This window comes from Providencia zhijiangensis (assembly GCF_030315915.2).
Taxonomy (GTDB): Bacteria; Pseudomonadota; Gammaproteobacteria; order Enterobacterales; family Enterobacteriaceae; genus Providencia; species Providencia zhijiangensis.
Window position 1 is genome coordinate 2511349 of sequence record NZ_CP135990.1, and the last position, 17454, is coordinate 2528802.

Below are 17454 nucleotides of genomic sequence, written 5' to 3' on the forward strand. Positions count from 1 at the left end.
TCACTGACATGACACAGAAAAGTTTCGTTGAATTAAAAAATATAACTAAGCGCTTTGGCGACAATACGGTCATTGACGATTTAAGCCTTTCCATCCCACAAGGGAGCATGGTCACTCTGCTAGGGCCGTCTGGCTGTGGTAAAACCACCGTGCTGCGCTTAGTCGCCGGTTTAGAAAAACCAACGGAAGGACGCATGTTTATCGATGGCGAAGATGTCACCGACCGCTCTATTCAACAGCGCGATATTTGTATGGTTTTCCAATCCTATGCCCTCTTCCCGCATATGTCGTTAGGGGATAACGTGGGATATGGTTTGAAAATGCTCGGCTTGCCGAAGGCTGAAATCAAAAAACGTGTAGACGAAGCGCTGGAGCTCGTGGACTTAGCAGGTTTTGCAGACCGTTTCGTTGACCAAATTTCCGGTGGGCAACAGCAGCGTGTGGCACTGGCACGTGCTCTGATTTTAAAGCCGAAGGTGCTGCTATTTGATGAGCCCTTAAGTAACTTGGATGCTAACTTACGCCGCAGCATGCGTGAAAAAATCCGTGAACTGCAACAGCAATTTAATATTACCTCACTGTACGTGACCCACGACCAGAGCGAAGCTTTTGCAGTTTCAGACATGGTTCTGGTGATGAACAAAGGTAAGATCATGCAGTTAGGTTCACCACAAGGATTGTACCGCCAGCCTGCTTCCAAGTTTATGGCGAGCTTTATGGGTGATGCGAACATTTTCCCAGCCACACTCAGCAGCGATTCCGTGGATATCTTTAATTATCGTTTACCGCGCCCTGCGCAGTTTATGACAGATAAAACCCAAGTCACTGTCGGTGTTCGCCCTGAAGCCATCACATTAAGCAAGCAAGGTGAAGATAGCCAACGCTGTACCATCACTCATGTGGCATATATGGGCCCGCAATATGAAGTCACGGTAGATTGGCATGGTCAATCGATGCTATTACAGATCAACGCAACGCAGCTGCAACCGTCTGTCGGCGAAGATCTTTATTTGCAAATCCACCCATACGGGATGTTTATTTTAGAATAAAGATTTTCTGTTTTAGGTATATCTTAACCGCCCGATTGGGCGGTTTTTTATGGATAACAGATAAAAAAACACCCTATAAATCAAGCGGCTTATAGGGTGTTTTGTTTTTAGCTCTAAATTAAAACAGGTGTTTTAATCTCAGCCTAATTGCTCACATGTATGATAAAAAATGGCGATACTTGCTATTTTCGTCACTAACACAGAATAAAAAAACGACGATTTAGTGTGACTTTGTATCACCCTTTGCTATAGTGTGACTAAGTTACACCTAATAGATATGCGAGGTTTATATGTCAACAACCAAATTAAGGCAGCAAGGCGGAGCCGTTGTTTTAACTATCCCAATTGAAGTCGCCAATATGGCAGGATGGGTTGTCGGTATGAAATTAAATATTGATGCAGTTGGAGAATCCATTTGCATAAAACCGGTTAAACGTGTGGCTAGAGGAAGAAAATCTATCAACGAGCTACTATCCGGTATTGATAAAGAAGAAATTACATTATTAAACAGTGAAATCGATGATTCTGACCCAGAGGGAAATGAGGTTATTTAATGGTAAAAGTGAAAAAGCCCCACAAAGGCCAGATTTGGCACATTAATGGCGATCCAGTCGCAGGTAAGGAATTCAAGGGGCCCCACTACTATTTAGTGATTACAGATTCACAAATCAACACCGCACTTGGTACGTCAATTTGCGTTCCTATTACAAGTGGGGGGAGCCGTGCCAGAACTCAAAATGTCACTGTTTACTTAGATGGTTCAAGTACAGACACGGGGAACATTACTGGCTGTATCTTATGTTATCAACTTCGCTCGTTGGATTTAATCGCCAGAAAAGCCACCTACTCAGCAACCCTAAATGAAGATATTTTCGAAGAAGTTCTCAGTAATATTATTGATATCATTGACCCTCAAATTTGAATCTTTACCATTTTTGATGAAACAAAAAACACCCTACAAATCAGGTGATCTATAGGGTGTTTAGTTTTTAGCTTTAAATTAAAACAGGTGTTTTAATCTCAGCCTAATTGCTTACGTGCATTACGGAAAATGCGCATCCATGGGCTATCTTCACCCCAGTTTTCTGGGTGCCAAGAGTTGCTTACCGTACGGAATACACGCTCAGGGTGCGGCATCATAATAGTCGCGCGACCATCCATTGATGTTACTGCCGTAATCCCATTCACAGAACCGTTCGGGTTCGCTGGGTATTGCTCCGTCACTTGACCGTAGTTATTCACAAAACGCATTGCCACCAGCGCGTTATTTTCTAACTGAGTTAAGTGAGCTGGTGCACGAGTTTCTACTTGACCTTCACCGTGAGAAACAGCAATCGGCATACGCGAACCCGCCATATCTTGCAGCAGTAATGATGGGCTGTTTGCAATTTCCACTAAGCTGAAGCGCGCTTCAAAGCGCTCTGAACGGTTACGTACAAAGCGAGGCCAATACTCAGCACCAGGGATCAGGTCATGCAAATTAGACATCATCTGGCAACCATTACATACACCTAATGATAAAGTGTCTGGGCGGTTGAAGAAGGAGGCAAACTCATCACGAACACGGTTATTGAACAGAATGGACTTCGCCCAACCTTCACCCGCGCCTAATACGTCACCGTATGAGAAACCACCGCATGCCACTAGCGCTTGGAACTGTTCAAGAGACAAGTTACCCGCCAGTAAATCACTCATGTGGACGTCGATAGCATCAAAGCCTGCACGATCCCATGCCGCTGCCATTTCAACATGGGAGTTAACCCCTTGCTCACGCAGCACAGCCACTTTAGGACGAACGCCAGACGCGATATACGGAGCAGCAATATCCTCTGCGATATCGTAAGTCAGCTTCACATTCAGACCCGGGTCTTGATTGTCTTTCTTCGCTTCATGCTCTTGATCTGCGCACTCTTCGTTATCACGCAGGCGCTGCATCTGCCATGTGGTTTCAGCCCAGCACTCACGCAGAGCACTACGGGAACCATTGTAAACGACCGTATCACGGCTATTAATGATCACCGCATCGTCATGAGTTGCAGAACCAAGATAGTGAACGCAGCCTGCTAAGCCCGCATCGGTAAAACATTGCTCTACATATTGACGATCCGCACCTTGGATTTGGATCACCGCGCCCAGCTCTTCATTGAACAACGCCGCTAAAGTGTCTTCATCAAATGAACTGATATCCACGTTAATACCGCAGTGACCCGCAAATGCCATTTCCACTAATGTGACAAACAGCCCGCCATCAGAACGGTCATGGTAAGCCAGTAATTTCTGCTCAGATAACAGTTTTTGGATGGTATTAAAGAAACCTAACAACAACGCTGGATCACGGACATCTGGCGCTTTATTACCTAACTGACGGTAAACTTGTGCCAGTGCAGAACCACCAAGCGCATTGTGACCTTGACCAAGGTCGATTAATAACAAGCCGTTATCTGTCGTAGTTTTCAGTTCTGGCGTGACCGTTAGACGAACATCTTCAACACGGCCAAATGCACTGATAATCAATGATAATGGCGACGTCATTTCACGCTCTTCACCATTTTGCTGCCAGCGAGTCTTCATTGACATTGAGTCTTTACCCACTGGGATTGTCAAACCTAACGCTGGACACAGCTCCTCACCAACCGCTTTAACCGCTTCGTACAAGCCCGCGTCTTCCCCTGGGTGACCCGCTGCAGACATCCAGTTAGCAGACAGCTTCACGCGCTTAAGGTCTTGCACATAAGAACAAGCTAAGTTGGTCAGAGCTTCACCCACAGCCATACGCGCAGAAGCGGCAAAATCCAACAGTGCCACTGGCGTTCTTTCGCCAATAGACATTGATTCACCATAATAGCTATCCAAACTTGCGGTTGTCACCGCGCAGTCAGCGACTGGGATCTGCCATGGACCAACCATTTGGTCACGTGCAACCATACCCGTCACAGTACGGTCACCGATAGTGATTAAGAAGGTTTTTTCTGCCACAGCCGGTAAATGCAGAACACGCTTAACAGCTTCAGTTAAATCGATAGCGGTTCTATCCAGTGATTCAGGCTCGGCTTTCAGTGTCGTCACATCACGCAGCATCTTCGGCGTTTTGCCCAGCAATACATCCAGTGGCATGTCGATAGGCTGGTTGTCAAAGTGCTCATCATTAAGGGTTAAATGACGCTCTTCCGTTGCTTCACCGATCACAGCAAATGGCGCACGTTCACGCTCACAAATCTCTGTGAATAAGGCGAGTTGCTCTGGCGCAACCGCCATCACATAGCGCTCTTGGGATTCGTTGCACCACACTTCCAATGGGCTCATCCCCGGCTCATCATTCAGAATTTTACGCAGTTCAAAGCGACCACCACGACCGCCATCGCTCACCAATTCAGGCATTGCGTTGGATAAACCACCCGCGCCAACATCATGAATAAACAGAATTGGGTTTTTATCGCCTAGCTGCCAACATTTGTCGATCACTTCTTGGCAACGACGCTCCATTTCGGCGTTGTCACGTTGAACAGAAGCAAAATCAAGATCCGCCGCAGATTGACCGGATGTCATGGATGATGCTGCCCCGCCCCCTAGACCGATATTCATCGAAGGGCCACCGAGAACGATTAGCTTAGCGCCAACAGTAATTTCGCCTTTTTGAACGTGATCTGCACGGATGTTACCAATACCGCCTGCTAACATAATTGGCTTATGGTAACCGCGTAATTCTTCACCATTATGGCTATTAACTTTCTCTTCATAGGTACGGAAATAACCTAATAAAGCGGGACGCCCAAATTCGTTGTTAAATGCCGCACCGCCTAAAGGACCTTCCGTCATAATATCGAGTGCGGTCACAATACGCTCTGGCTTGCCAAAATCTTCTTCCCAAGGTTGCTCAAAACCCGGAATACGTAAGTTGGAAACGGAGAAGCCGACTAAACCTGCTTTTGGTTTTGCACCGCGACCTGTCGCGCCTTCATCACGAATTTCACCGCCAGAACCAGTTGCAGCTCCCGGCCATGGAGAAATTGCCGTTGGGTGGTTGTGGGTTTCCACTTTCATCAAAATATGTGCATCTTCTTGATGGTAACGATAAGTACGTCCATCTGGCTCAGGGAAGAAACGACCCACTGAAGAGCCTTCCATTACTGCCGCATTATCTTTATAGGCAGACAGAACGTGATCTGGCGTTTTTTCGAAAGTATTTTTGATCATTTTAAACAGGGATTTTGGCTGTGTTTCCCCATCAATAATCCAATCCGCATTGAAAATTTTATGGCGGCAATGCTCTGAGTTTGCTTGCGCAAACATATACAGCTCAACATCCGTTGGGTTACGTTTTAACCCTGTGAATGCCTCTAATAGATAATCAATTTCATCGTCAGCTAACGCTAAGCCCATCTCTTTGTTAGCAGTATCGAGTGCTTGGCGTCCGCCTGCGATAATATCAATCACTTTCATTGGGGCAGGCTGCTGCTGAACAAATAGCGCTTCGGCTTGTTCAAAAGAGGCAAAAACCGTTTCCATCATGCGGTCATGTAACAGACTGATGACCAGATCCCACTGCTCGCTTGTCAGTGAGTCGGCTTGAATATAATAGGCAACGCCGCGTTCAATACGTTTAACCTGTGTTAAGCCACAGTTATGCGCGATATCCGTTGCTTTAGAAGACCAAGGAGAGATAGTTCCTGGGCGTGGGGTGACTAAAATCAGTTTTCCAAATGGCTCATGCTCTGCCAGAGAAGGACCATATTTTAACAAACTACTCAGTTTACCTTGCTCACTGCCACTTAATGGGGCTGATAGCTCAGCAAAATGCATATATTCAGCATAGATATCCGTTACAGGGAGCTGTTTTTCAGCAAACAGCGCCAAAAGGCGGGTAATACGAAATGCTGATAGTGCCGGTGAGCCACGCAAAATTTCCATAGTCTTAAATTCTCTCTTTTAAACGCCAGCCCTGAACATGAAAGCAGGGAAACCGGAGTCCATTATAGAGCAATGTTCATCAATACGAAACCGTTTGCGTGACTAAAAATAGAGCGATTAGTTAAATATTAATATGTGCTAAATACGATAATATTAGTTGCACCGACCATCACTGTTAGAGCAAAATACGAAACCACTGGATTTATAACCATGATTAAACAGTTTTTATTAAGCGCACAACACCAGTTCTTGCACGAGAAATAATTATTTGAATAACCTAAAAGTTAACTATTTTATTATCGTGGTCATCGCCTTACTTGCCACCATGATCATTGGTTCTAATGTCCGATGGTCGAATACGCAAAATACCCAAATAGACAAAATTATCTCTCAGGGTGAGTTACGTATCAGCGCAGTAAGTTCACCACTTATTTATATTGATGAGCAACATCAGCTACGTGGCTTCGACTACGAACTGGCTCAAGGCTTTGCTACGTACCTAGGAATTAAACTCAAAATTATTATTCGTCCAACTATCGAGCAAATTTTTGAAGATCTCGATAACGACGATGCCGACATCGCTGTGGCAGGGCTGCTGTATAATAAAGACCGTTTGGATACTATGAAAACGGGTCCTAGCTATTTGAATGTGACTCAGCAATTGGTTTACCGTAAAGGCACCACGCGCCCAAAAACCTTTAATGACTTGAAAGGGAAATTAGTGGTTATCGCGGGGAGTACCCATGCAAGCACACTAAAAGCGCTTTCAACGCAATACCCTAATCTTAAGTGGGAAGAAAGCAGCGACTATACACCGAGCCAGTTATTAGAAATGGTGGCCGAAGGTGAGATTGACTACACCCTTGAAGACTCTATTGCCGTCTCTTTGCAGCAACGAATTCACCCGAAAGTCGCTGTCGCATTTGACTTACGTGATGAACATGCCATCACATGGTATATGAGCCGCAAACATGACTATAGCCTAGATGCCGCCCTGCTCGACTTTTTTAATATCAGTAATCAAAATGACTCACTCGCCCGCTTGACCGAGAAACATTTTAGTCACGTCGAATCCTTTGATTATTTTGATACGATTACATTTATAAGTGCCATTAACAATAAATTACCTGATTATCAGCATTTATTTGAGAAGTATGCGGATACTGTCGAGACCGTCGATTGGAAATTATTAGCAGCTATCGCTTGGCAAGAGTCCCACTGGAATCCCCTTGCAACCTCCCCTACTGGTGTTCGTGGGATCATGATGCTTACCAAACCAACTGCGGCAACGATGGGAATTGAAGATAGATTAGACCCAGAAGGAAGCATCAAAGGTGGGGCTGCATATTTGTCGTACATCATGAAACGCTTACCCGACTCTATCGCTGAAGATGACCGTATTTGGTTTACCCTTGCAGCCTATAATATGGGCTATGGGCATATGCTGGATGTGCGTAAATTAACGCAAAAGCTGGGTGGCAATCCTGACCGTTGGCTTGATGTTAAAGCGAATTTGCCCCTGTTAACACAACCAAAATATTATTCTCAGCTCACGTATGGCTATGCCCGAGGACACGAGGCTTATCGTTATGTGGAAAATATTCGCCGCTATCATCAAAGCTTAGTGGGTTATTTGCAGAGTCAGGAGAAAAAACAGAAAACCTTAGAGATTGCGAAGAAATCTCACGTTTATGTCGTGGTACCCAATGAGAATACTCAGCTCTCATCTTATGTGATGCCTGATATGGTGCCAGCAAAATTGGAGGTCGCGCCAAAAGCGTCAGCGAATTTAGGTGTGTTTTATGCCAGTGAAAATAGTAGTGCACGAAATCACTCCCTAGGGAAATATATTCTGGCAAAACCAACACGCTCGAGTTCTATCGATAATAACGTAGCCCTACAAAAGGAAACGTCAATTGAAGACTAGTTCTCGGGGTTTTGAGCCTGTTTTTCTTGACGTCTCTGCTCTTTAATTTGTGCTCTGCGCATTCTAAAAAATTCGCTGAGCATGGATGAGCAAGTTTCTTCAAGTACACCACTCGTCACTTCAACATAGTGATTTAAACCTGGCTGCGACATGATATTCATGAAGGAGCCACATGCTCCCGTTTTAAAATCTTTCGCACCATATACGACCCGACCGATGCGGCTATGGATCATCGCTCCTGCACACATAATGCAAGGTTCTAAAGTGACATACAGTGTTGTGTCTAATAAGCGGTAATTCTGTAGCGCGGTGCCCGCTTTTTGTAAGGTAACAATTTCAGCATGGGCGGTAGGGTCGTGGTTTTCAATGGAATGGTTCCAGCCTTCTGCCACGAGTTGGTTATCTTTGACCAATAACGCACCCACAGGGATCTCCCCGGCATCTTGAGCTTTTATTGCTAGCTCAAGGGCTTGAGCCATCCAATACTCGTCGATTTCTAATTGCGTCACTCTAGCCTCTCATCCATCCACACTCGAAAAGTTGATTATTACGAAATGTTAAAGTGACTGCAAATTGAATCTGATATTAATCAATAACTAATTACTAAAAATGGCAAGTTTCGCAGCGAACCCCATAAAGAATGCACCTACAGTACAATTTCCCAGTTTCGCCAAAATCTGCTTTTCCCGTAAAAAGCGGGCTATCAAGTAGCCACTGAATATCAATAAGCTTAGATACAAGAAGCTAACCGTTTCTAAGATAACCGCTAATACCATGTACGGAACCCAAGCATGGCTATAATTGAAGTCAATAAATTGAATAAAGAACGAGATATAGAACAAAATCGCTTTCGGGTTCGTTAAGCTAAGTACCAAAGCTCGAGTAAAGTAATTTTCTTTTCTTACTTCAATCTGCTCTACCCCTGCTGATAACGATTTTTTTTGCCAAAAGGTTGCATATAGGATTTTGCATCCTAAGTACAAAAGATAAGCAGCCCCTAAGTATCTTACGATAGTAAACAGTGTTGGAGAGGCTTTGATGACCGAGGCAACACCAATGAATGAAAGAAAAATCAGTATTGCATCACCAGTGAAAACACCGATTGCAGCACGATATCCCGCTTTAGTCCCATGTGAAGTACTTGATTTTAATACATACAGTGAGTTTGGACCAGGTACAATGATGATAAGCACCAATCCCGCTAAGTAAGTCCAGAAATTCAATACCCCTAGATTTTCAAACATGACCAATTCCTAATTGTTTTTTCTTATTACTATCACAGTTAAGATCCATTGTGAATATTCTACTTTTATTAATTTTTAAATCATTTGAATATATAAAACAAACTAATAAATAACATTATTTTTAAAGTCTCTTTCATTAAATATGATTAACCCGCACTTAAGTTTTCATAATTTAAATAAGAGGAATAAACATGGCTTTTATTAGAAGAACCGTGCAAACAAATATCTTTGAAGAGTTTTACCCAACGACACTCGCATTCAATGCTGGTAAGAAAAACTATTTCTTAGGGCACTCAAAAGACAAGTCCTACATGATCTACAACATGACAGACGCAGGGAAAATCGAACCCACTGTCGTTGTACAAAAAGGGAAATTAAAAACGTACCTGCAAAATATTCAAGCCTTCTACGACACGACTCAAAACAAGCAATATTTATACGGTTATAATCTCGATGAGAAAGTTATCGATGTCTATCAAATCGCTGATAATGCCAGTATCGCGCTGATGTATTCTGAGGAGTTCACCGTTGAAGATTCTATAAAGTCAGCAACTTTCTTCATCATTAATGGCGTGCTGTGCTTCTATACGCAATCTGATAAAACTAAGAACTGGTATATCTACAACTTAATTAATTATTAATTTAATATTTTCTATTAATTTCTAATTGTCTTATCCAATAAGAGCTTAAATTTAAGCTCTTATTTTATTTTTATAAATAAAATCATCTTTATATTATTAATTCCGCTTTACTTATAGACCATCCACATTGAATCACACTTAAAACTCTTGATTTTTCTGCTTGTTTATTACTATTTTTTCGTTAAGTATATTCGTTCACTCACACATAATTCAGTGTCTAATTGATTTACTTCAGTGTAAAATGGCGTCCGAAAACGTATACTACTGCTTTGAATCTGATATAACTAATTGAAATGGCACTATTAATTACTAAAAAATGCATTAACTGCGATATGTGTGAACCCGAATGCCCAAATGATGCAATTTTCATGGGGTCGGAAATCTATGAAATAGATTCTAACTTGTGTACTGAATGCGTTGGGCACTATGATAAACCCACTTGCCAGTCAGTTTGCCCCATAACTAATACGATTATTACAGACCCTGAGCATGTTGAATCCCAAGAACAACTCTGGGATAAATTTGTCATGATCCATCACGCCGATAAAATCTAATTTCGCAAATACGCTGAATACATTTGTTAACGTGACGATGGCTCAGCTCTGCGATATTCAATTTTTTGTTTTACTAAAAACATCCATCCGTTGAAGCACACTTTCATTAAAGTACTATTTTCATTAAAGTACTATTTTCATTAAAGTACTATTTCATTGAAACATTGCCGACCAAAAACAAGTCGGCAATGAGTAATGCCTACAGACTTTCAATAATCACTGTTGCAGCCGCATAGTGCCGCTCATCAGTAATCGAAACATGAAAATGCGTGGCTTTTAAATTATTGGCTAGTTTTAGCGCCTCACCGCTCAGTGAAAGTAACGGTTTACCTAGCTCATCGTTTGTGATTTCAAACTGATTAAAAGCCAAACCATTACGGATCCCCGTACCTAATGCCTTAGCCGCCGCTTCTTTCACTGCAAATCGCTTAGCAAGAAAACGCGCAGGCTTAGCTTGTTGCTGATATTGTGCATATTCATGTTCTGTTAAAATACGCTTCGCTAAGCTATCAGCGGAGCGCTCAATGACAGATTCAATACGCGTAATCTCAACAATATCTGTACCTAAACCTACAATAGCCATTATTTACGCGCTTCTGTGAGTAAGCTTTTCATGTCGGATACAGCTTGAGCTAGACCACTAAACAGAGCTCGGCCAATAATCGCGTGCCCGATATTCAGTTCATAAATTTCAGGCAGTGCTGCGATACGTTGAACATTATGGTAAGTCAATCCATGTCCCGCATTCACTTTAATGCCTTTACCCGCTGCATAGCTTACGCCATCACGAATACGACGAAATTCAAGATCTTGCTCTTGTTCAGTTTTAGCATCCGCGTATGCGCCTGTGTGAATTTCAATAAATGGTGCACCACACTCTTGAGCAGCATCAATTTGTTCATGATCCGCATCGATAAATAAAGAGACTAAAATACCGGCTTCGGTCAGTCGTTTTACTGCGGATGCGACTTTTTGTTTTTGCCCTGCAACATCAAGCCCACCTTCAGTAGTCACCTCTTCACGCTTTTCTGGAACTAAGCAGCAATAAGTCGGCTTAATACGACAAGCAATGTCAATCATCTCTTCCGTGACTGCCATTTCAAGGTTCATGCGCGTTTGAATGGTTTGGTTGAGCAGTTCAACGTCTCTATCGGTAATATGGCGGCGATCTTCACGTAAGTGAATAGTGATCCCGTCGGCTCCAGCTTGCTCAGCAACAAATGCCGCTTGAACAGGGTCAGGATATTGTGTTCCTCTTGCATTTCTAACAGTTGCAATGTGGTCAATGTTAACACCCAATAACAGCTCAGCCATGTTTAACTCCCTATGAATAAACAGTCACTTATTTCTTGTCTGCCATATCCTACTGCAATTTATCGTATTGGGGGAAAAAATATCTCGTTCTTCCTCCCGGATTCCAAAGCAATAATAATATTTCATCAATTACATTCATATTTTGGGAAGCGCCTCGAAGAAAATGGATAGGACGAAAACTTTGTCTAGATTGCCTGTAGTTTTGCGGTTACAACAGTCCGCAGCTGGAAAGGTATATAGTTGGAAATGCTCGCAGTAATAACAAATAGAAAAAATAGCGTCATAAAACAAAATCAATTAATTGTTATGACTTCGCCATATTCTGAGAAGGGATAATAAATTGCCTGAAGAGTTCACGGCTTTTAAGGGGTTTACCGCCAAGGTAAGGTTTCAGTGCCATGCGGGTAAACCGTTTAGCGGCTTTTAAGGTGTCCGCATCTGGGAATTCGCGTTCGGCTAACGCTCTTAATTGCTTACCCGTGAATGTGAGTTGGTCAACAATCAGGCTGCCAATAAACCCTTTTTCTTCACGGTAACGGTAGGTCATGGTGTCTGAAACTGGCTCACCACTGCCCGCACAATGTAAAAAATCTACGCCGTAACCGAGATAAGACAGCAAAGCGAGCTCGAACTGGCGTAAAGCAGATTCAGGCGTGCGTTCACTTCCGGCTAAAACTTGCAAGCAATTGAGGTAATCAAAAAATAGAGATGAATACGGTGTGCCAAACTCAATAACCCGAGCGGTAAGTTCATTAAGGTATAAACCACTATATAAAACAGTGCCACTAAGAGGGAGAGCAAGAGAGACAGGATCAGCATTGATGAGGGTTTTGATTTCACCTTTGCCACTCCAACGGATCAACAAAGGTGTAAAAGGCTGCAAGCAGCCTCTTAATGGTGAGCGGTTGCGTCTCGCACCCTTTGCTAGCAAACGAATTTTTCCTTCCCCTTCCGTGAAAAAGTCAATCAATAGACTCGTTTCACTGTAAGGACGGGAATGGAGCACAAACGCGCGTTGCCAACCACTCACAATGTCACCGATTATTTTAAATCGTCAACATAGCCCAGACTGCGCAGTGCTCTTTCGTCATCTGCCCAACCGGATTTAACTTTAACCCAAAGCTCTAAGTGAACTTTAGTTTCAAACAGACGTTCCATATCAATACGAGCTTCGGTACCAATGGTTTTCAGCTTGCTACCTTTATTACCGATAACCATTTTTTTCTGACCTTCACGCTCAACTAAGATCAGTCCGTTAATATGGTAGCCACCCTTATCCATCTCTTTAAACTGTTCAATTTCAACAGTCACTGAGTATGGTAGCTCGTCACCTAAGAAACGCATCAGTTTTTCACGAATAATTTCAGAGGCCATAAAACGCTGAGAGCGGTCTGTAATATAGTCTTCAGGGAAGTGGTGAATAGCTTCAGGGATGTGCTGCTTCACAATCTTCGCGATGGTATCAACGCCAGTGCCTTTTTCTGCACTGATTGGCACCACGTCCAAGAAATTCATTTTTTGGCTGATCATACCGATGTGTGGCAGTAAGCTGGTTTTATCCACCACATTATCAATTTTGTTGATCGCCAAAATGACTGGGCAACGCAAGCTAGATAGCTTGTTCAGCACCATTTCATCATCAGGTGTCCAATGGGTACCTTCAACCACAAAAATAACCAATTCAACATCGCCAATAGAGCTGGATGCTGCGCGGTTCATCAAACGGTTAATTGCTCTTTTTTCTTCAATATGAAGACCTGGGGTATCAACATAGATAATTTGGTAATTATCTTCTGTATGGATCCCCATAATACGGTGGCGAGTTGTCTGTGGCTTTCTCGATGTGATCGAGACTTTTTGCCCCAGTAACTGATTTAACAGTGTTGATTTCCCAACATTTGGTCGTCCAACTATGGCAACAAAACCACAGTGGGATTGTAATTCACTCATTCAATCTCCAAGATTTTCAATGCTTGTTCTGCTGCGGCTTGCTCCGCTTTACGACGGCTTGAGCCTATGCCGTTAATCGGCTCTTCAATGCCGCTCACTTGGCAATGGATCGTAAATTCTTGATCATGAGCTTCACCTTTCACATGTACCACTAAATAGTTTGGTAGTGGAAGATGACGCCCTTGCAGATATTCTTGTAGCCGCGTTTTCGGGTCTTTTTGTTTATCACCCGGACTAATTTCATCCAATCTTACTTTGTACCATGCCAGAATGATCTGTTCGATAGTTTGAATATTACTATCAAGGAAAATCCCGCCAATTAAGGCTTCAACGGTATCAGCTAAGATCGATTCTCGGCGGAAACCGCCACTTTTTAATTCACCCGGACCTAAACGTAAACATTCACCGAGTTCAAATTCACGGGCAATTTCTGCCAGTGTATTTCCACGCACTAACGTTGCGCGCATACGGCTCATATCACCCTCATCCACTTTAGGGAAACGATGATAGAGATCGTTAGCAATCACAAAACTGAGAATTGAATCACCCAAAAACTCCAGTCTTTCATTATGTTTGCTGCTAGCACTTCGATGAGTTAATGCCTGAATTAATAAATCATTTTGCTGGAATGTATATCCCAGCTTACGCTGTAATTTTTCTAACAAAGAGGGGTTCATGTGCGCCCAACCATTCTACGTTTAATAAAAAAGCACACGCAACAGACCTGTAAAATCAGCTATTTTACAAAACTGTTGCGTTTGCACTGACTTCCTCCGACCATCACCCGTAAGCAATTGATATTCGAAAAATAAATTTTATGAATTATCGGAATTTAACGAGGATAGTTAATAATTAGGAAGTCAATAATGTTTAAAACAACATTATTGTACACTGGGTAAAATAATAATGCTTATGATAATGCGAGTTTTCTCATGAAAACCCGCATTGTCTGAAATGAATTATAGAGGACCAATTCGGCTAAAGCGAATACCTGTAGGCCATTCGTTCTCTTGTTTATCTAAACTTAACCAGATAAACACCGCACGGCCCACTAAATTTTGCTCAGGAACAAAGCCCCACATACGGCTATCAGAGCTGTTGTCTCTATTATCACCCATCATAAAATAGTGTTTCTCAGGTACAATCCACTCATTAAGTGGTAAACCTGGTTGTACATATTTTGATTGAGTAATGTAGTTATTAATCGTCAAAATTTGGTGCGTAACGGTATCTAATTTCTCACTTCGACCATATTGACGCAGTGAGTTATTCGGTACCGCTTGGTCTACTGGGATTTGATAATTACCATATTGATTATCAACCACAGAGCTATTTTCAAATACCATTGTCCATTCACTTGGCTCTAATGGGCCATAAGTAACTGGTAATTTTTCTGTGCATTTATTGTCTGCACAGTTAGGGTAAATAGTCAGCTCTTTCGCTTCGGGGTTATAAATGATTTTATCCCCCGGCAAACCAATAACACGTTTCACGAAGTCTACATTTGGCTCTTTCGGATATTTAAATACCGCGATATCTCCACGATTAGGCTTACCCGTTTCGATTAATGTGGTTTGAGTAATAGGATCTTTCAATCCATAAGAAAACTTCTCAACCAACATAAAATCACCAACTAAGAGTGTTGGCATCATCGAACCTGATGGAATTTGGAACGGCTCATAAATAAACGAACGAACAACCAAAACAATGGCTAACACAGGAAAAATTGAGGTTCCCGTTTCCAGCCACGACGGACGACGAACTGCTTTCGCGAGTTCATCTTCGTTCATTGAGCCGTTTGTTACTTCCCGCAATTTTTTAAGTTTCGCTTTACGTGCTGGCGCAAACTTAAATTTATCTAAGCACCAAATAATCCCTGTCACCAGCGTAGCCAGTGTGAGGATCAGGGCAAATGTGTTAGCCATTAAGACTCCTTGTAAACTTAGCTGTCTTTACCAACGTGCAATATAGCAAGGAACGCTTCTTGTGGGAGTTCAACGTTACCCACTTGCTTCATACGTTTCTTACCGTCCTTTTGCTTCTGTAACAGTTTCTTCTTACGGCTAACGTCACCGCCATAACATTTGGCAAGAACGTTTTTGCGCAGCTGTTTCACTGTAGAACGAGCAATAATGTGGTTACCAATTGCTGCTTGGATAGCAATATCAAACTGTTGACGTGGAATAAGCTCTTTCATTTTTTCCACCAGCTCACGTCCGCGGTACTGCGAGTTGCCACGGTGAGTGATCAGCGCTAATGCGTCGACACGTTCGTTGTTGATTAACACATCCACACGCACCATGTCTGACGTTTGGAAACGTTTGAATGAATAATCTAAAGAAGCATAACCACGAGAGGTTGATTTTAAACGGTCAAAGAAATCCAGCACCACTTCTGACATCGGAATTTCGTAGGTCAAAGAAACCTGGTTTCCGTGATAAACCATGTTGGTTTGTACGCCACGTTTTTCAATACACAGAGTGATAACGTTACCTAAATACTCTTTAGGCATCAGCATATGACACTCAGCGATAGGCTCTCTTAACTCTTCGATGTTATTCAGCGGTGGTAATTTCGACGGACTATCCACATAAACAATCTCGCCATTAGTTTGCTGAACTTCATAAACTACCGTTGGCGCCGTAGTGATTAAGTCGAGATCGTATTCACGCTCTAAACGCTCTTGAATGATTTCCATGTGCAATAAGCCAAGGAAACCACAACGGAAACCGAATCCTAATGCTGTTGACGTTTCTGGTTCATAGAACAAGGAAGCATCATTCAGGCTTAATTTACCCAATGCATCGCGGAAAGCTTCATAGTCATCAGAGCTAACAGGGAACAGACCCGCATAAACTTGAGGTTTCACTTTTTTGAAGCCCGGTAATGCTTTATCTGCTGGGTTACGAGCACCTGTTAAAGTATCCCCAACTGGGGCGCCAGTGATGTCTTTAATCGCACACACTAACCAGCCTACTTCACCGCAGTTAAGCACATCACGATCAACTTGTTTTGGTGTGAAAATACCGAGGCGATCCGCGTTATACACGTTGCCCGTACTCATCACTTTAACTTTGTCGCCTTTTCTCAACGTACCATTTTTAATACGGATCAGAGAAACAACACCTAAATAGTTATCGAACCAAGAGTCGATAATCAGCGCTTGTAACGGTGCATCACCATCACCTTCTGGTGGTGGAATTTCTTTCACTAAACGTTCGATAACATCTTGAACACCGATACCGGTTTTCGCAGAACAACGAACTGCATCATGGGCATCAAGACCCACAATGTCTTCAATCTCATCAGCAACACGCTCAGGATCAGCGGCTGGTAAGTCAATCTTGTTCAGGACTGGAACCACTTCCAAATCCATTTCAATGGCGGTATAGCAGTTCGCTAAGGTTTGAGCTTCAACACCCTGCCCTGCATCCACAACTAATAATGCGCCTTCACACGCAGCCAATGAACGAGAAACTTCATAGGAGAAGTCCACGTGTCCTGGGGTGTCGATAAAGTTCAGTTGGTAAGTTTCGCCATCCGCCGCTTTATAATCGAGCGTTACGCTCTGTGCTTTGATGGTGATACCACGTTCACGTTCCAGATCCATAGAGTCTAAAACCTGAGCCGCCATTTCACGGTCAGTTAAGCCACCACAGATTTGAATAATACGATCTGACAACGTTGATTTTCCGTGGTCGATATGTGCAATGATCGAAAAGTTTCTGATGTTTTTGATTTTCAAGGTAATATCTTCTTTTAAATTGCCTTACAAAATCAGTTTTGAGCAAATTTTGCCACAAAACTAAAATGCTATGATTATCACAAGATTGCTAATTAGCAGCATTTTACATACAAGAACCCACT

At 42.7% G+C, this 17454-nt stretch carries 16 protein-coding genes; 6 read left to right on the plus strand and 10 right to left on the minus strand.

The annotated features are described in order from the left end of the window. Positions 1–8: 8 nt before the first annotated feature. From fbpC to QS795_RS11595, 3 genes are all read left to right on the plus strand, one after another. The gene (gene fbpC, locus QS795_RS11585; protein WP_286268906.1) at positions 9–1049 is read left to right on the plus strand and encodes a ferric ABC transporter ATP-binding protein; all 1041 of its coding nucleotides are present in this window, start codon (positions 9–11) and stop codon (positions 1047–1049) included. A 290-nt stretch (positions 1050–1339) separates the two neighbouring features. Further along, positions 1340–1603: an AbrB/MazE/SpoVT family DNA-binding domain-containing protein gene (locus tag QS795_RS11590; protein ID WP_286268907.1), complete on the plus strand. Its 264-nt coding sequence runs from the start codon at positions 1340–1342 to the stop codon at positions 1601–1603. After that, on the plus strand, positions 1603–1971 hold the full coding sequence (locus QS795_RS11595) for a type II toxin-antitoxin system PemK/MazF family toxin (RefSeq protein WP_318626503.1): 369 nt from the start codon (positions 1603–1605) through the stop codon (positions 1969–1971). Before QS795_RS11590 ends, QS795_RS11595 begins: the two co-directional genes overlap by 1 nt. Positions 1972–2069: 98 nt before the next feature. Here QS795_RS11595 and purL read toward each other — a convergent pair whose 3' ends face one another. Continuing rightward, complete coding sequence (purL, locus tag QS795_RS11600) at positions 2070–5957, minus strand: phosphoribosylformylglycinamidine synthase (RefSeq protein ID WP_318626504.1); 3888 nt, start codon at positions 5955–5957, stop codon at positions 2070–2072. A 268-nt stretch (positions 5958–6225) separates the two neighbouring features. Here purL and mltF point away from each other — a divergent pair, with 268 nt between their 5' ends. Then, a complete protein-coding gene (gene mltF, locus QS795_RS11605) occupies positions 6226–7884 on the plus strand; it encodes a membrane-bound lytic murein transglycosylase MltF (RefSeq protein ID WP_286268911.1) in 1659 nt (552 codons plus the stop codon). On the opposite strand, the gene tadA is transcribed toward mltF, so the two are convergent. Then, on the minus strand, positions 7881–8393 hold the full coding sequence (gene tadA, locus QS795_RS11610; RefSeq protein WP_181477343.1) for a tRNA adenosine(34) deaminase TadA: 513 nt from the start codon (positions 8391–8393) through the stop codon (positions 7881–7883). The two genes, mltF and tadA, sit on opposite strands and share 4 nt — an antisense overlap. 87 nt (positions 8394–8480) lie before the next feature. Beyond that, the gene (leuE, locus tag QS795_RS11615; RefSeq protein ID WP_036949445.1) at positions 8481–9128 is read right to left on the minus strand and encodes a leucine efflux protein LeuE; all 648 of its coding nucleotides are present in this window, start codon (positions 9126–9128) and stop codon (positions 8481–8483) included. 191 nt (positions 9129–9319) lie between these two features. On the opposite strand from leuE, the gene QS795_RS11620 reads away from it, so the two are divergent. Together QS795_RS11620 and QS795_RS11625 are read left to right on the plus strand one after the other, a co-directional pair. Further along, complete coding sequence (locus tag QS795_RS11620) at positions 9320–9769, plus strand: XRE family transcriptional regulator (protein ID WP_286268915.1); 450 nt, start codon at positions 9320–9322, stop codon at positions 9767–9769. A 293-nt stretch (positions 9770–10062) separates the two neighbouring features. Then, complete coding sequence (locus QS795_RS11625; protein WP_154602652.1) at positions 10063–10323, plus strand: YfhL family 4Fe-4S dicluster ferredoxin; 261 nt, start codon at positions 10063–10065, stop codon at positions 10321–10323. 199 nt (positions 10324–10522) lie between these two features. On the opposite strand, the gene acpS is transcribed toward QS795_RS11625, so the two are convergent. The 7 genes from acpS to lepA all read right to left on the minus strand — a co-directional run bounded on the left by acpS (position 10523) and on the right by lepA (position 17326). Next, the gene (gene acpS / locus QS795_RS11630) at positions 10523–10906 is read right to left on the minus strand and encodes a holo-ACP synthase (protein ID WP_154602651.1); all 384 of its coding nucleotides are present in this window, start codon (positions 10904–10906) and stop codon (positions 10523–10525) included. Further along, a complete protein-coding gene (gene pdxJ / locus QS795_RS11635; protein ID WP_286268919.1) occupies positions 10906–11637 on the minus strand; it encodes a pyridoxine 5'-phosphate synthase in 732 nt (243 codons plus the stop codon). The genes acpS and pdxJ overlap by 1 nt, the downstream gene beginning before the upstream one ends. A 304-nt stretch (positions 11638–11941) precedes the next feature. Continuing rightward, positions 11942–12667, minus strand: coding sequence for a DNA repair protein RecO (gene recO, locus QS795_RS11640; protein ID WP_181477344.1), 726 nt, complete (start codon positions 12665–12667; stop codon positions 11942–11944). Positions 12668–12678: 11 nt separating this feature from the next. Then, on the minus strand, positions 12679–13587 hold the full coding sequence (era, locus tag QS795_RS11645; protein WP_036949437.1) for a GTPase Era: 909 nt from the start codon (positions 13585–13587) through the stop codon (positions 12679–12681). Next, positions 13584–14264, minus strand: a complete 681-nt coding sequence (rnc, locus tag QS795_RS11650; RefSeq protein WP_154602649.1) for a ribonuclease III — start codon at positions 14262–14264, stop codon at positions 13584–13586. The genes era and rnc overlap by 4 nt, the downstream gene beginning before the upstream one ends. Before the next feature lie 282 nt (positions 14265–14546). Next, positions 14547–15512, minus strand: coding sequence for a signal peptidase I (gene lepB, locus QS795_RS11655; RefSeq protein ID WP_154628993.1), 966 nt, complete (start codon positions 15510–15512; stop codon positions 14547–14549). 17 nt (positions 15513–15529) lie between these two features. Then, complete coding sequence (gene lepA, locus QS795_RS11660; protein ID WP_181478773.1) at positions 15530–17326, minus strand: translation elongation factor 4; 1797 nt, start codon at positions 17324–17326, stop codon at positions 15530–15532. Positions 17327–17454 lie beyond the last annotated feature (128 nt).

Bases quoted from the DNA above. Each gene is read 5' to 3' on its own strand.
- QS795_RS11620 (WP_286268915.1), top strand. From the start codon at position 9,320: ATGGCTTTTATTAGAAGAACCGTGCAAACAAATATCTTTGAAGAGTTT.
- pdxJ (WP_286268919.1), bottom strand. From the start codon at position 11,637: ATGGCTGAGCTGTTATTGGGTGTTAACATTGACCACATTGCAACTGTT.
- QS795_RS11590 (WP_286268907.1), top strand. From the start codon at position 1,340: ATGTCAACAACCAAATTAAGGCAGCAAGGCGGAGCCGTTGTTTTAACT.
- fbpC (WP_286268906.1), top strand. From the start codon at position 9: ATGACACAGAAAAGTTTCGTTGAATTAAAAAATATAACTAAGCGCTTT.
- QS795_RS11625 (WP_154602652.1), top strand. From the start codon at position 10,063: ATGGCACTATTAATTACTAAAAAATGCATTAACTGCGATATGTGTGAA.
- era (WP_036949437.1), bottom strand. From the start codon at position 13,587: ATGAGTGAATTACAATCCCACTGTGGTTTTGTTGCCATAGTTGGACGA.
- lepB (WP_154628993.1), bottom strand. From the start codon at position 15,512: ATGGCTAACACATTTGCCCTGATCCTCACACTGGCTACGCTGGTGACA.
- acpS (WP_154602651.1), bottom strand. From the start codon at position 10,906: ATGGCTATTGTAGGTTTAGGTACAGATATTGTTGAGATTACGCGTATT.
- leuE (WP_036949445.1), bottom strand. From the start codon at position 9,128: ATGTTTGAAAATCTAGGGGTATTGAATTTCTGGACTTACTTAGCGGGA.
- purL (WP_318626504.1), bottom strand. From the start codon at position 5,957: ATGGAAATTTTGCGTGGCTCACCGGCACTATCAGCATTTCGTATTACC.
- QS795_RS11595 (WP_318626503.1), top strand. From the start codon at position 1,603: ATGGTAAAAGTGAAAAAGCCCCACAAAGGCCAGATTTGGCACATTAAT.
- rnc (WP_154602649.1), bottom strand. From the start codon at position 14,264: ATGAACCCCTCTTTGTTAGAAAAATTACAGCGTAAGCTGGGATATACA.